10 protein-coding genes are annotated in these 14988 nt (G+C 57.7%); 3 read left to right on the top strand and 7 right to left on the bottom strand.

Annotated features, from left to right (window positions below; translation table 11 throughout):
* The 3 genes from ABEB25_RS05725 to ABEB25_RS05715 all read right to left on the bottom strand — a co-directional run bounded on the left by ABEB25_RS05725 (nt 1) and on the right by ABEB25_RS05715 (nt 3175).
* Entirely contained in the window at nt 1–1092 is a 1092-nt protein-coding gene (locus tag ABEB25_RS05725) for an efflux RND transporter periplasmic adaptor subunit (RefSeq protein WP_345735423.1), read from the bottom strand.
* Nucleotides 1089–1841, bottom strand: coding sequence for a TetR/AcrR family transcriptional regulator (locus ABEB25_RS05720; protein WP_345735422.1), 753 nt, complete (start codon nt 1839–1841; stop codon nt 1089–1091). Before ABEB25_RS05720 ends, ABEB25_RS05725 begins: the two co-directional genes overlap by 4 nt.
* A 422-nt stretch (nt 1842–2263) precedes the next feature.
* Nucleotides 2264–3175 (bottom strand): tyrosine recombinase, encoded by a 912-nt coding sequence (locus ABEB25_RS05715; protein WP_345735421.1) that lies wholly within the window; start codon nt 3173–3175, stop codon nt 2264–2266.
* Nucleotides 3176–3225: 50 nt separating this feature from the next.
* Between ABEB25_RS05715 and ABEB25_RS05710 the strand changes: the two genes are divergently transcribed.
* Nucleotides 3226–3783: a c-type cytochrome domain-containing protein gene (locus ABEB25_RS05710; protein WP_345735420.1), complete on the top strand. Its 558-nt coding sequence runs from the start codon at nt 3226–3228 to the stop codon at nt 3781–3783.
* 90 nt (nt 3784–3873) lie between these two features.
* Here the strand turns inward: ABEB25_RS05710 and ABEB25_RS05705 are convergent, their stop codons facing one another.
* Nucleotides 3874–5115 carry an SGNH/GDSL hydrolase family protein gene (locus ABEB25_RS05705; RefSeq protein ID WP_345735419.1) on the bottom strand — a complete coding sequence of 414 codons (1242 nt, stop codon included), beginning with the start codon at nt 5113–5115 and terminating at the stop codon, nt 3874–3876.
* Nucleotides 5116–5267: 152 nt separating this feature from the next.
* Between ABEB25_RS05705 and ABEB25_RS05700 the strand changes: the two genes are divergently transcribed.
* A complete protein-coding gene (locus ABEB25_RS05700) occupies nt 5268–5870 on the top strand; it encodes a hypothetical protein (protein WP_345735418.1) in 603 nt (200 codons plus the stop codon).
* A gap of 5 nt (nt 5871–5875) precedes the next feature.
* Here ABEB25_RS05700 and ABEB25_RS05695 read toward each other — a convergent pair whose 3' ends face one another.
* The 3 genes from ABEB25_RS05695 to ABEB25_RS05685 all read right to left on the bottom strand — a co-directional run bounded on the left by ABEB25_RS05695 (nt 5876) and on the right by ABEB25_RS05685 (nt 8522).
* Nucleotides 5876–6652, bottom strand: a complete 777-nt coding sequence (locus ABEB25_RS05695) for a sulfite exporter TauE/SafE family protein (RefSeq protein WP_345735417.1) — start codon at nt 6650–6652, stop codon at nt 5876–5878.
* 12 nt (nt 6653–6664) lie between these two features.
* Nucleotides 6665–7261 (bottom strand): L,D-transpeptidase, encoded by a 597-nt coding sequence (locus tag ABEB25_RS05690; protein WP_345735416.1) that lies wholly within the window; start codon nt 7259–7261, stop codon nt 6665–6667.
* 76 nt (nt 7262–7337) lie between these two features.
* Entirely contained in the window at nt 7338–8522 is a 1185-nt protein-coding gene (locus ABEB25_RS05685; RefSeq protein WP_345735415.1) for an FG-GAP and VCBS repeat-containing protein, read from the bottom strand.
* A gap of 173 nt (nt 8523–8695) precedes the next feature.
* Between ABEB25_RS05685 and ABEB25_RS05680 the strand changes: the two genes are divergently transcribed.
* Complete coding sequence (locus ABEB25_RS05680; RefSeq protein WP_345735414.1) at nt 8696–14926, top strand: immunoglobulin domain-containing protein; 6231 nt, start codon at nt 8696–8698, stop codon at nt 14924–14926.
* Nucleotides 14927–14988: the final 62 nt, after the last annotated feature.

Raw genomic sequence — 14988 nt, 5'->3', positions numbered from 1 at the left:
TCAAGCCTTCGGTTGGAAGGGCAGGCCATCGGTGGCTTCGGCTGGCGGTTTCACCAGCACGGCTTCGTCCTTCACCACGCCCTTACGGATCTCAGTGAAACCTTCGCGGGTATCGCCCACTTCCACGAGCCGCTCGGACAACGTATTGGATTCTGGCGTCACGACAAAAACCTTGCGGCGTGAGCCTTCAATGCGCAGGGCATCTTCGGGCACAGCCACGGCCTTTTCCTCGCGCATCTGAATGCGCGCATCACAAAAGAATCCCGCGCGCAGCTTGCCATCCGCATTGTCCACAGCGGCCTCGATGACGAGGTCACGCGAGGCCTCGCGCATGGCCGCGCCGAGGAACTTGAGTTTGCCCTTAAAAGTCTGACCGGCAAAAGCAGCCGTGGTGAACTCCACCGTCTGGCCGATCTCCAGCCCGCCCACCTCCGTCTCGGGCACATTCAGCACCAGGCGCATCGTGGATTGATCCACCACACGCGCCACGGCGGAATCCACGCGAACGTATTCGCCCGGGTCCACCATGCGCTCCGCCACCACGCCGCCAGCCACCGCGCGGATGGTGCAGTCGTCCAGGGTCTTTTGCGCCTGTTCCTGGCGGGAAACAGCCCCCGCTAACTCTGCCTCACGGGCGGAGACTTCGGTCAAAAGTTTTTGATAATCCGCATCGGCCACGGCCTTTTTCTCCGCCAGAGGTTTGTTGCGCTCCTGTTCGTTTTTAGCCAGGGCTAAACGGGACTTGGCCAGCTCGGCGGAGGCGTTGGCTTCTGCCAGGGAAAGCTTGGCCTGGCGGTCATCCAGAGTGGCCAAAACATCGCCCGCTTTCACGATGGATCCACGCTCCACCGGGGCTGTCATCACTCGTCCGGTGGAGTCCGCCGCCACCACGGCATCACGCTGCCCGGTGAGCTGGCCCGTGACTCGCAAAAAGCGCGGGAAACTGCGCTCGGTGGCCTTGACGGTTCTGCCTTGGATCGGGGGAGGCGCGGCTTTGGGCGCAGGAGCCGCCGCGGGATCGGGGGTGGTCTTTTGGCAAGCTACCACGCAGTATGCGGCGGCCATCAGGAGGATGAGGGAGGTCCTTTTCATGCAATGGGGGGAGTCTTTTTGGAAAGGGCGGTGCGTGCCTTCGGCGCGGTAGATTTACCGGAGGCTGGGTTGGCTGTGGCAAGCGTTTTGTACTTGTTTCCGGTTAGGCCATACAGGGCCATGTCGGCGATGCTATCGGCCAGGCGTGCGAAGTCAGCCTCAGTCTCGGGCGCAGGGAATCCCAGCAAACCCACCACTTCACGACTGTGGTCAAAGTGCACGCACATCGCGATGATCTGATGGGCCGCCATTTCGCACTCGCCTTGAGTTCTTGTGGGATCGGCGACGGCGGTGACGAGGCCGATAAGGTCGGCGAATCGGGGTTTGATGACCAGTCTCACCAGTTCGCCCAGCGCCGCTGTGGGTTGATGCATCTCATGGGCCATCAGGCGGCCCAGAACGGGGTGAGCCTTGCGTTTCATCAGGACAAAGCGCAGACAAAAGTGAATCCATTCGCGCAGGGCTACTTCTGGATCTTTGGAAAGATCTGGTAGCACCTGCTGCTCCAAAGCGTGGGCGTGAGCCGCCAGCAACACTTCCCGATACAGGCCTTCTTTGCTGCCAAAGTAGTAATTGATGGAGGCCACATTCACCTGAGCGATCTGGCTGATCTCACGCACGCTGCCATCGGCAAAACCCGTGCGGGCAAAGACTTCGCCCGCCGCAGCCATGATCCGCTCTTTCCGCGCATCAGGATCACGCTCGCGGGCAGCAGCAGAGGGGGGAGGAGTCTGGCGTGACTTAGGCATTGGAAGTTAAACGACTGTTTAAAACGAGCGTTTAATAACGGGCGAAGTTGAAGCCGTCAATCACGATCTCTAGCATTTCGTGTCGTGAGCAAAGTCTGACCGCGTCTTGTGGCACGGGACGTTTTCACACCCTCTTATTCATGAGAGCGCACTCTTGGGTCGGTGGGAAACAGACAACCTAAATGAGTAGGCTACGCAGATAGGGGATAATCCGCCCCTCAAAAAAGATCTCCCGTTCTGCTTCTGCACCTCCGCTTGTAAAATCGACCAAGACCAAGCGGGGGTGCAGTGCAGTAACTAGGAAAGTTGGCCTTCAATCAGATCACACACGTGAAGAGCTGAGAGTCAGCAGACCGTATATTGAATTGGATTCCTAGCCCTTAGAGGACGTTCAAAAGATTTTCAGAAAAAGAATCTTTTTTTCAGGCCCTGGGATGAAATTGCCGATGCACCTGCTTCAGACGCTTCTGATCCACGTGGGTGTAGATCTGAGTGGTGGCGATGTCGGCATGGCCCAGCATCTCCTGGATCACTCGCAGATCCGCCCCGTTATTGAGGAGGTGGGTGGCAAAGGAATGACGAAGGAGGTGGGGGTGAATGTGAGAGCCCAGTCCTGCGAGTTCGGCCCGTTTTTTGACGATCTGCCACACCCGTTCCCGGGTCAGGGGACCGCCCAGTTGAGAGAGGAAAATGTGGCTCTGGGTCTTTTTGGTCTTTACCAGAGTGGGCCGTGAATGGGTGAGATAGGCTTCCAGGGCCTCCCGCGCGGCTCCGCCCACTGGGGAAAGGCGAGTTTTGGCCCCTTTGCCTGTCACGCGGATCCAGCCCTCCTCCAGGCTCAGGTTTTCCAGACGAGCGGTGATGAGTTCGGAAAGCCGCAGACCGCTGGCGTAAAAAAGCTCCAAAATGGCGCGGTCCCGGCGGTCGAGGGGATCATTCCCCGTGATGGATTCCACCAGCGTCCGGGCATCCTGCTCATTCATCGTCCCTGGAAGGTGCTTTTCCATGCGCGGCGGCAGGATGGGTTCCGCGGGATCCCCCACGCGCTTGCCTCGGGCCGCCAGCCAGCGGAAGAAAATCTTCACCGCCACCAGCTCCACCCGAGCGCTGGAGGCCGCCAGCCCATCCTTTTTTCGTCGGGCGAGGTAGTCCGTCAGGTGCAGCGTGGTCACGGCGGCTGCTTCTTCGATCTGCTGATCCTGCTTCAGCCAGGAAGCCAGGGCCTCCAGCACCCGCCGCACCAGCAGTTGGTAGTTCGTGGACAACCCGCGCTCGGTGGCCAGATAAAGAATAAAACTGTCTATGGCATCGAGCATCGGTTGAGTGACTGTCATGCAAAGCTAAGGACCTGTCATCTCCTGCGTTTGATTGCATGACCCCTTGCATGAAATTTCTGCCTGCCCTCCTTCTCACCGCCTCTGCTGCGGCCGCTGCCGACTTCAAAAAGGACATCGCCCCCATTTTTGAAAAGCACTGCTATGAATGTCACAGCGACAAGACCGGGAAGAAAAAGGCCGGTTACGTCTTCGATGACCTCGCCACCCTGAAGCTGGATATCAACCCCAAGGGTGGAATCGTCCCCGGCAACCCTGGCGAAAGCCACATCTTCAAAGTGGTGGCCGATCCCGAACACGAGGCCCACATGCCACCGAAGGACAACCTCTCCAGCAAGGAGATCGAGACTCTGCGCGAGTGGATCACCGAAGGAGCCCCGCTAGACAAAGATGCCCCCAAACCCGCGATGGCCCCCGTGCAGAAAAAGCTGCCGCCCATCCTCACCTGGACCAACTTTGAAGGCAAAAAGATCAAAGCTGGTTTTGTGAAACTGGAAGGCGACACCGTCTATCTGCGCATGCCCATCAACGCCCAAGAAGTGCCCTACCCGATGAGCAAACTCGATGCCGCCAGCCAGCAACTGGCCAAGGAATGCGCGGCTCCGTGAGGGGTTCGCGACCTTTGGTCCGGGGCAAAACGCAGAAAGGGAAACCCCCGATGGGGTCTCCCTTTCTTGGACTCTTTCAAAACCTCCAGCTCACTCCACCGTGATCGTGTGAGTCACGGCTTTCAGGCGCTTGCGGACGTTGGCGTCATACTGTTGCTGTTTAGCCATGCTTTTCTTTTTCAGGACATCGAGGGCAGCGGAGAATTCGGGGTCGCCTTCGGCTTCTTTGCCCAGGCTGCGGAAGTGGGTGATGAGGTTTTTGATCATCGTGGTTTCAAAGGACTGCTTGCTGCCGATGGCCCCCAGGAGATCGGCAAAGTCGGCGTCGAAGGGGGTGGCGGGGAATTCGGCGGCGAGGTTGATGCCGGCTTCCAGTTGGGCCTTGGTGAACTCCTTGCTTGCCGCGCCCCAGGTGACTTTGGCCTTGTCCTTGGTCAGACCTTTCACCACTAGCGTGTAGCGGTTGAGGTCCTGGTTAAAAGCAGTGAAGGGGAGGATGCTGCGGGTGCTCCAGGAGGTCTTTGGATCGGCGTCAAAGCAGAAGGGCCAGGTGGTGCTTTCCAACGTCACGCTGCCGGCCTTGCTGGCGGTGATCTTGTGGCCCGTGCTGGCCGTGGATTCGCCGCCGACGTTGATCGTGATGGTGCCGATGTTGCCATCCAGCTTCAGGCCTTTGAGAAAGGCTTCGGCCATCAGCAGGTGACCGTTGGGGCCGGGGTGAAAGCCATCCGCACCGCAGACATCGTAGTTCTCGCCTAGCACAGGTTTGGCCTTGGCCATGGCGGCGGTCATGGTGTCGTGCACGTTGGCAAAGCTCTGGCCGTATTCACCCGCCAGCTTTTTGGCAATGTCACGCAGGTGGGCGAGGTTGTCGTTGTAGATAGCAGGCTCAAAGCGAGTGAAAAACTTGGTGTCCACTGCGCCTGGGGAACCGACGGCGATGTTCTTCACGCCCACTTCCTTGAGGCCGTCCAGCACCAGGCGCATGTTCTTCTCATACTCAGCGCCGATGGCGTCGGTGTAGGCCACGTAGCTGCCGTCATTCATGCCATAGCAAGTGGTAGCTACGGTGGGATTGAAGACGCTGAGATCGTTCTTCAAACGGGCAGCAAAACCGCCAGCGCGCTCGCCGCTCCAGCCAAACTGAAATACGGTGATGTCCTGGCGGCCCGTGCAGGCGAGGAGGTAGGCCTCAATGTACTTGGAGTACAGTTTCTGCTCCGTGATGCTGTCGCCAATCACAGCCACGCGAGCATTGGCAGGGAGGAGATTTTCAGCGCGGACCAGGGAGGCGGCGAGGGCGAGAGAAACAAAGAGGCTGCGAAGGATCATGAGGGTCGACAGATAGCACCACAGTTCAAAGACTGATGTCAACTCCTCCTGATTGTTCACAAATAAATTAAAAATGAATTATTTGTGAATCATATTTGACATGTTAATTATTTCATTTATGAATTGTTATGGCCTAGCTGCCACCATTACACATGAATAAAATCGAAGAACTCATCAACAGTCGGAAACTCAGCACCTCAGATTTGGTAGCTACAACGGTAAGAATCTCACCGGAAGTGAACTCGTTCGTCGAAGAATTGGCTGAGCAACTTGGACTTTCAAAACAAGAGACGCTCTCCACTTTTATTTCGGATGGAGTGGCTTCGGCTAGGAAGGCTCTAAGGTTGGATATCCAGGAGAGTGCTTATCCTGAATGCAATTTTCATCTTCTTAACACCAACAAGAGGCACAACATTAACGATAGCGGCATCATGTTAAATGAGGGAATTGCTGCCGCTTTCTATGAGCCATGGAAGCTTAACATCGACCGGATCCAGGAAGGTGATGTTGTCTTTTTGTATGACAACGGTGTTGGAATCGTCGCCTATGGGAAGGCCACTGGAGATACGTTGAAGAGGGACTACGCAGGTGACAAGAATGAAATGCACTACCAAAAGCTCAATGATTTCGTCGCCTTGAAGACTCCTCTGAAAGCAAAGGAAATTAAAAAGATCCTTGGTCGCGAGGTTGTCTTTCTGAAGACTATGACATCCCTTCCAGACGGAGAAAAGCTGATGGATGTTTTGAAGCCTTAACCCAATCACCCCTGAATCAGCCACACTGCGGCGACGAGTGTGAGAACAAAGAGCGTCCACTCGAAGGGCTTTTGTGGGATGCGTTTGAGGATCTGCCAGCCGAGCACGATGCCCAGCACGACACCTGGTAGCAGTACGAGGTTGGTCATGAGCGAGCGCGGATGGATGATGCCCAGATCGGCAGAGAAGGGGACTTTGAAGAGATTGATGAACAGGAAAAAGCGGCTAAAGACACCCAAATGCTCCTTTTTCTCCAGCTTTTGGGAGAGGAGGTAAACGGTCATCACCGGCCCGGCGGCATTCGCCAGCATGGTGGTGATGCCCGCGCAGAGGCCCATGGCCCAAGAGAAAACGGGGTGGCCGGTGAGGATCTCTAAAGCTCCCTTGCTGGCATCCAGCAGCAGCTTGAACGCCAGCAGGCCGATGATGAGCCAGCCGATGACGGTGCGGGCGGAGGCATTGTCAATTTCTCCCAGGAGGAAGTACCCGGCGATCACGCCCGCAATCGCCGGTGGGGCCATGGGCAAAACGCGCCGCCAGCTCCCGCCGTGGCGGTTCAGGTAAAAGCCCATGAAATCGGCCACGATGAGCAGTGGCAGCACCAGCCCCACGGAGGCCTTGGCCCCGAAGGCCTGGGCCATCAGCACCACGTTCAAGGTGGCAGTGCCTGAGAGACCGCTTTTCGACAAACCGATGCACAAGGCCGCCAGGGCAGCCATGAGGAAGATCTGCGGATCTGCCGTGAAAAGCGTGGTCTGCTGCAGCCAGTCGGGAATGCTCAAGCAGAAAGCAGACTAGGGGACAATGGTCACCCGGGTACCTGTAGGGGCGACGGAGTAAAGCTGCTGCGCCATGGTGTAAGGCAAGCGGATGCAGCCGTGAGAGGCGGGGGAGCCAGGATTCGGGATTGGCCCCGCGTGCATGCCCACACCATTGCTGGTCAGGCGCATCCAGTAGGGCATTTTGGCCCCTTGAAACCGGCCCCCTGAGGCACTGTGTACCCCGGCGGTGGCACTGCTACGCAGCACGCGGCCATTGGCATCCACGATGCTGCCATATTTGTTGGATCGCTTGTTCACGACCTTCTCAGAGATAACAAAGGTCCCTGTAGGAGTGCGGAAGCCGCTGCGGCCGGTGGCCACATAGCTCCAGCCCACATTTTCACTGTTGCGGAAGATGTAGGCCTTCTGCTCACTGAGGTCGATGGTGACCCGCACAGGGCCTGGCTGGCCGCTGCCATGCCAGACATAGAGCGGGCTGCTGGAAGAATTGACCGGCTGAACCAGGATGGGTTTGCGGATGACTTCCTGCCGGACAAACGAAACGGGCATCTGGCAGGCACTGAGAACACAGCCCGCGAGCAGGGCAAAGATGAGTCGTGCAGTATTCATGGCAGGTTCCATCTTAGCGAAAACGACCGTTTTGCAACGCGGCTTCGAAAAAAGACGTGGGTGTTTTGGCTGCTGATTATTGCCGTAAATTCCAGTAAATCTTGATATTCTTGGTTCCTCGACCTGCTGCGATAAGGTCGGTGTCCCGGTCGCCATCCAGATCGGCCCCCATGAGGTCTTCACAGGCCATGGTGTTGTCGTCCAGAAGCTGCTGCTGCCAGCCATTGCCATCCTCCTTGGTGGTGTAAAACAGTTTCACCCCCACCCGGGTCCCAATTTTGTGATGTGCCCGCCAGCCAACGGCGATCTGGCGATTGTTGAGGCCCAGATAATCATAACAGGCGAGGGCATGCCCATCCACGAGGGACTCATCGAGCACTTTCCGCTGCCAGAGGCCATCTTTAGGGCCCTCTGGCGGGGGCGTGTAGATCACGACCTGGTTGCCATGCATGGGCTCGATGGTGGCGACGTAAGGTTGGCCACCAGCAAAGGCGCCCCAGCGCAGTTCGCCCACGCCTTTGAGTTCCGGGGTGTCATGGCGGGCCACCCAGTGGGCCTTCCAGCCCGCATCGCTGGGGGTTAGGCGCACAATGCCTTCGCGGCCACCCAGCAGCAGGGGCTCGGCCTCATTGGCCGGGCTGGGCACGACTTCGAAGTTATGGGTCATGTGCATGCCGTCGTAAACTAGGGTCGTGTTCCAGGGCCGGGTCACATCATCGGGCTTGTGGTAAGCTAGGATGTGGACACTGGCACCTTCGCCATTTTTGTTTCCACGTCCGTGGAGGGGCGCGACGATGAGGTCATAACGGCCTGCACGGTTGCGCACCCAGCGCATGCGGTGGGTGGTGGGCTCGTGGGTGAGCTGTACGGGTTTCCACCGTTGGGTGCGGTCCGCCGGGGGCTGAAGGTAAAAAACGGCCCCGCTGGTCTCCGTGTCTCCAGGGTTCCACTGGGCCCCCACGGCGATTTCGGCCTTGCCATCGCCATCGATGTCTCGGGCCGCGATGCAAACGTGGTCTTTATCAGTGAGTTTTTCGGCGATCACGTGCTTGGTCCAGGAGGGGTTCTGGTACCAGACGATGGTGTCCTTGTCCGCCAGCAGGATGTCCGTTTTACCATCGCCATCCACATCTGCCGTGGCTAGGCCGTAGCCTATTCCGACTTGGGTGTCGATTTCCTGTTCTCGGAACTGCGGGGTGACCTGGGCCGCGAGAGGGAGGGCGGCGAGGAAGAGCGGTAGAAGAACCTGAATTCGCAACATAAAGCCGGATTTTGCGGCTTTGCGGTGAAATGGGCGAGCAAAAGCTGACACGGGATCGCAAATAGATTGACGATGTAATGACAAAAAGGCTATTTTTGTCGAACAAACTTTGCCCTTAGAGACTCTGTACTACAGAGCCATTCTTGGGTTCCTCCATCTTCGCCTTCACCCCTATGCTGTTTTCCCCCAATTCTCTTGTCTCCAAGGCCCGCGCCTGGGGGCTACCGCTGATCGCACTCGCGGCCAGCATGGCGGTGCCAGCCTTTGCCACCCCCCCGAAGGCACCGACGAATCTGAAATTGAGAACGACGCTTTTTGCAGAGCCTGGACTTCCACCTCCCGCTCCTGCGACAACCACAGCGCGTTACTACCAAGTGACTTGGGATGACAATTCCTTGGACGAGTCAGGCTTCCGCATTGAGGTCCGTTTTGGCAACGTCGGGGGGTTCAGCTATTTGGACGCGGTGGCGGCTGATGTTGAGGAATACGTCATCCCTTATGATTTTGGTGACAACGTGCTGGTTCAGTTCCGTGTGGTTGCTTACAAGCACAATGGCAGTGCCATTGAATCAACCGCCAGCACCAGTCTTGGCGAATTTGTGAGCACATTGAAGGCATCCACCCTCAATGCCCCTTCGAATTTTCGGGTCGCAGAAGTGAATGACGGCCAATTGAGATTCACCTGGAAGGACAACAGTACGGCCGAATGGTACTACCAGATTTTCTACAAAAAGAGCGGGGATGCAGACTCCACCTACGCGACACTGGGTAGCCTGCACTTGTTTGACAACAAGGAAGGCACCGCCGCGACGGATCTGACCTCGGTGACGGTGAAGCATAACCTCCAGCCTGGGCAGTCTTATCATTTCCGTCTCCGGGCGACGCGCAAGACAGACGGTACCTTTGCCACAGCGGTTTCCGCCAGTCACAGTGCGATTGTCGCCCCTGTTTCCTATCCGGTGGCGGCGTCGACCTCCTACATCGTGCCGCGTCTGAACGCCCCAACAGAACTTTCTGGAGAGGCTGTGGACACCGAGCGCATCGTGCTCCGCTGGAAGGACAATTCCTTCAATGAAACGGGCTACGAGGTGGAGTACCGTGCGGCAGGCAGCACCGGAACTTGGCAAAAGCTGACTCTGGGCGCCAATAGCAACAGCTTCACCATCAGTGTGGGCCCTGGCGGAACCTATGAGTGGCGAGTGCGCGCCGTGGTGACCGGTGTCAGCGATCCTGGCGACTACTCAAACGTCCATACAATTGTGATGAACTTCGTCAAGCCTCAGGGGCTGGTGGCGACCACATCGGGACTGTCGGGAGCCGTTGAACTGACCTGGCAGGACACTTCCCTTTCGGAAACCCATTATGACATTTACACCCGCTTGGCTGATGAGGAGACCACGAATGACCAATGGTTTTTTGCCCAGTCCATGCTGGCTGATACTACCCGTGCGACCGTCAAGACCCGGGTGGAAAACAGCGCCGAGGTTCCCCTGGCATTGAACGTTGAGCATGAGTTTGTGATCGTGGCGCGTTATGCGGGCACGGGGGCAGAGTCCGAGGAAAGCAACATCGCCAAGGCCTTTGTCCGCCATGGATTTACCAGTCGCACTTACCAGCCCGCCAAAAAAGGACAGCCGTTCACTTACACCATGGCCGTCTCCAACGCTGTCGAGCGAGTCTCCTGGGGTGTCACGGGTCTCCCTGCTGGTCTCACTTTCAATGCCGAAACAGGGGTGATCAGCGGCACCCCTGAAGTGGATGGCGTGGTGACCTGCCCCATGACGGTGACCTACCAGACAACTTCTGCCATGGTGCCCCTGACCCTGCGCATACTCAAAGAGGCCGCACTGCCTACCATCGTCAAAGACATCCCCGACATTACCATCGGCACAGGTGCGCAGTTCCCGGTCATTTTGAATGACAAGTTTGCCGATGCAGATTCCGAAATGGCAGTGCGCCTGCGGACGAACCGGGGTGACATTGACCTGCTACTTTATCCGAGCCTGACCCCAGAAGCGGTGGAGAACTTCATGGGCTATGTGGAAAGCGGTGCCTACAACGGCGTCATCTTCCATCGCTCGGTTCCGACCTTCATTGTGCAGGGCGGAGCTTATGTGCCTGTGAGCGCACCGAATGTCTTTTCCTCCTTGTTGAAGCGGCCCGCCTCCATCAATGAGCCGGGTATTTCTAATGTTCGTGGCACCGTTGCCCATGCCAAAGTGGGGGGCAACCCGGACAGCGCCACGCATGATTTCTTCTTCAACCTCGAGGACAACAGCCTCAAGGCAAACATCGAGCTGGATAATCAGAACGCAGGTTTCACGGTCTTTGCCCGCGTGGCTGGCAGCGGCATGAGTGTGGTGGATGGCATCGCGACGCTGCCCATCGGCGTTTACAAGGACTACAACACCTCCGGTGGGACGACGGCAAGCCTGGACCGCCGGGTAGTGCTGGACGGCAGCAAGGTCGCCTTTGAAGAAGTGCCCATGAATGTCACGAACGGGACCGCCCCTACCGATATGGATGTGAGCCGCACCGTGCAGATCCTGGATGCACGCCAAGTGAGCCCATTCAAATACGAAGTGGTGGATACTCCAGAGAGCAACGAGACCGTGGTGCGGGCCACCGTCATGAATGATGGCACCCTCCGCCTGGAAGGTCTGATAGCCGGGACCAGCACCATCACTCTGCGTGCCCGAGATCTGGATAACAACCCGGTGGAGCAGTCCTTCAATGTCACCGTGGTCAAAGGTCATGCCGCACCTGTGATCACCCGCCAGCCGGTTTCGGTGGCTGTGCTACCCGGTGGCAAGACCTCGCTGACGGTGACGGCTACTGGCACCAATCTGGAATATCAGTGGCGGAAAAAAGTGGCTGATGCTTGGGTGCCGATTGCCGGTGCCAATCTCAAGACCTACAGCCTCACCAATATCCAGGCTGAGGATACAGGAGCCTTCAGTGTCCTGGTTGGTAATAGCACCACCACTCTCACCAGTGCCGAGGCGCGGGTGGACCTGCGGACAGCGCCCGAAGTCACCGCTCATCCAGTGGCCAAGGTGGTGGAGGTCGGCCAGCCGCTCGTGCTCGAGACGACTGTCACCGGAGCCCCTGCGCCTGTGATTTCCTGGCTGCGGTCTGGCAAAGCTGTGGCAGGGCAGAAGCTGGCAAAGTTGGATATTCCCGCTGCTAAGGTCACCGATGGCGGTACCTACGTGATGCGGGCTACCAATTTGGCTGGCAAGGATGACAGTGATCCGGCCAATGTCATCGTGGTGGACAAAGCCACCCGACTTATGATTGCGCTGCCGGCAAAGACGGTGGTGCTCAAGGCTCAGGCATCCGGCCCAGCCATGAATTACCGGTGGCTGCGCAAAAAGCTTACCGATCCCCAGCCTGTTGATGTGACAGATGAACTCGACCGCATCACCGGGGCCACAACAGCTACCCTGACCATCAAGCTCCTCACTCCCAATGACGCAGGAGACTACACCTGCTATGTGGAAGACCAGTCCAATCCCGCGCTGAACGGGACCACCGGAGCCTGGAAAGTAGGCATTGCCGGGGGCGTTCCTTCATTGACTGCCTTTACGCCGGACTCCGCTTATGTCGGCATTGAATATGGCTACACCATCCCTGGGGGCGGCAGCAGCAATTCGACGATTTCGTCCTTTGCCATTTCCGGCTTACCACCCGGTCTGAAGCTGGATGTAACGACCGGGCGCATCAGCGGTTTTGCCACCAAGCCAGGTGAGTACAAACTGAAGGTGACCGTCAAAAACCCGAAAGGCAGCTCGACCCTGAGCAATGTGCCTTTCACCGTGCTGCCTTTGCCTGAGGCGGTGGTGGGAGCCTTCATCGGTCAAATCGGAAATTCCGCAGCGCTTAATGGCAACAAAGGCGGCCGCATCGACATGACCGTGACCGAAGGCGGGCTCATCAGTGGCAAGCTGACTCAGGGCAAAGACATCTTCAGCTTCACAGGCAAGATGGATCAGAACCCAGGCAGTCTCCGCACCTCCGGCCAGGCTACCGTCATTCGCAAAGGCAACACCCCTCTGCAAATGAGCCTCACGGCCTTGGCTCCGTCCGGCTACAGTGACAGCGGAAATGTCACCGGCTCTCTTACAGATGGCTACGATGCTGTGGGCTTCACGGCCTACCGGAATGTTTACAGCCTCTCCAAAAGCCGTCCTTCACCCTACATCGGCCGCTTTCACATGGCCTTTAATCTGACCGATGAAGACAAAGGGGACGACGAAACGCCCCAAGGCACGGGTTACGCCGTCGCCTTGCTGGATAACAACGGCATCGCCAAAATCTCTGGACGTTTGGCCGATGGCACCACGCTGACTGCCAGCTCTTTCCTGGGCGGCCAGCAGCAGTTCCTGGTTTACCAGTCTCTTTACAAAAACACGGGCTCCTTTGTGGGGCTGGCTTATCTGCAGTTTATCCAGGCTATCACCGAGGATGAAAAGAAGCTGCCGAACCGCTTCCGAGTCGAAGGCCAAATGAACTGGACTCGGGATGCCCAAGCCTTGGCCACGGAGCGCAGTTACAAAGCTGGCTTTGGTCCGGTGGCCCTTTATGCCCTTGGTCGCAACTATCTGCCAACGGACGCCCAGCCGCTGATCATGGGGCTGCCACGCATCCCTCGCAATGCCAGCCTCATCTTTGCAGAAGGCGGTGTGGAGGAATCTGATACCAATCCCAGCGTGGCTGCGCTGTCTATCGGCAGTGTGTCCGTGATCCCTTCTGGAGTAGCTAATGAAGGCGGCATTAGCCTCATCACCAATGGGGCGACGGGACTCTTCAGCGGCAGCTTCAAGCTCACAGATCCTGAACTGCCGACACCGCGGTCGGCCAGTTACTTTGGCATCATCATTCCGCAAATTCCTGCCCGCACCTATTCCGATGGCAGCGGGTTCCCGCAATCGGATGCCGGCGGCTATGGCTTCTTCACTCTCGCGCAGTTGCCTTCGGCTGATCCACCGACGACGGCGAAAACTTCGCCCATCCTGTCGGGCAGGGTGAACTTCAATCCAGTGCCGATCAATATCACCCAGCACCCTCTTTCCCAGACGGTGAATCCGGGGGTGAGCGTCACCTTGACCGTGGCGGCCTCGACGTCCGCCAGCACACCGATCACCTATCAGTGGCGTAAAAATGGCGCGAACATAAGCGGACAAACCAACACCAGCTATGTCATCAATCCGGTGACCGAAGGTGCCCAGGGTAATTATGACGTGGTGGTCAGGACCACTTACTCGACCGTGATCAGTAACAAGGCCGTTCTGGATGTGAATGACCCAGTGAGCGGTGTGACGGTGACTCGCACCCCCTCCGCAAACCCTGTGGGGGTCGGAAACAATGTGACGTTCACGGCCACCTCCCAGGGGGTGGGTCCGTTTACTTATCAATGGCGGAAGAATGATTCGGACATTCTGGATGCCTCTGCCACGGGTGCTTCCTACACCATTAATTCAGTCGGGACGGAAGCTGCAGGAACCTACAGCGTGCGTGTCAGCAGCGCGATCACACCTGCGGGGGTGACAAGTGCTGGCAATGTGCTGACGGTGGCCAATCCGATCAGCGCCGTGGTGGCACAGCGCACACCGACGACTGAGTCCGTCAACATTGGTGGCAATGTCACCTTCAGCGTCCCCACGATCTCCGGCAGCGTGGGCCCCTACACCTATCAGTGGCTGAAGAATGATCAGAACATCGAAGGTGCCACCGCCTCCACCTACGTCATTGACTTTGTGAATGCGGTGGACATCGGCGTTTACACCGTGCGGGTGAAAAATGCCATCACTCCTGAAGGAGTGCTGAGCAATACGGTGCCTCTGGATGTGAGCACGGCCGTGGCGAATGTGAATGCTTCCCGCAATCCATCCGCTGAGGGTGTGGCGCTGGGCACGCCGGTGACATTCCTTGTCAGCACCCAGGGGGCAGGACCGTTTTCCTTCCAGTGGAAGAAGGGCGGGGTCAATATTCCGGGGGCCACCCTGGCCAGCTACTCCATCAGCGCTGTCACAGCGGAAGATACTGGCAGCTACACGGTACTCGTTTCGAATGCGACCACGCCTGCAGGCGTGCTGAGCAACATCGTGCTGCTGTCCGTGCAGTCCCCAGTCACCGCCGTCGGCATCAGCATCAACCCGAACACGTCTGTCCTGGAAGCGGGACAGTCCATCGAGTTTACCGCCACGCCAAATGCACCGGGCCCATACACTTACCAATGGTACAAGAACAATGAGCCCATCTCGAATGCAGTGGATGGAACCTACCTTATCAACGGACTTCAGGAGTCCGACAGCGGCAGCTATCGGGTGGATGTCGGCAACGCCGTGACTGCATCCCCGGTGGCCAGCCAATCGATTACCATCTCCGTGGTGACTCCTTGAGGCCCTGAGTTTGAAGCCGTCCGCTGATCCTGAGATCACGGGCGGCTTTTTTCTTGTCTGAA

Origin of the sequence: Prosthecobacter algae, assembly GCF_039542385.1 — a bacterium.
Lineage (GTDB): Bacteria > Verrucomicrobiota > Verrucomicrobiia > Verrucomicrobiales > Verrucomicrobiaceae > Prosthecobacter > Prosthecobacter algae.
This window is presented reverse-complemented; position numbering and strand designations above follow the sequence as displayed.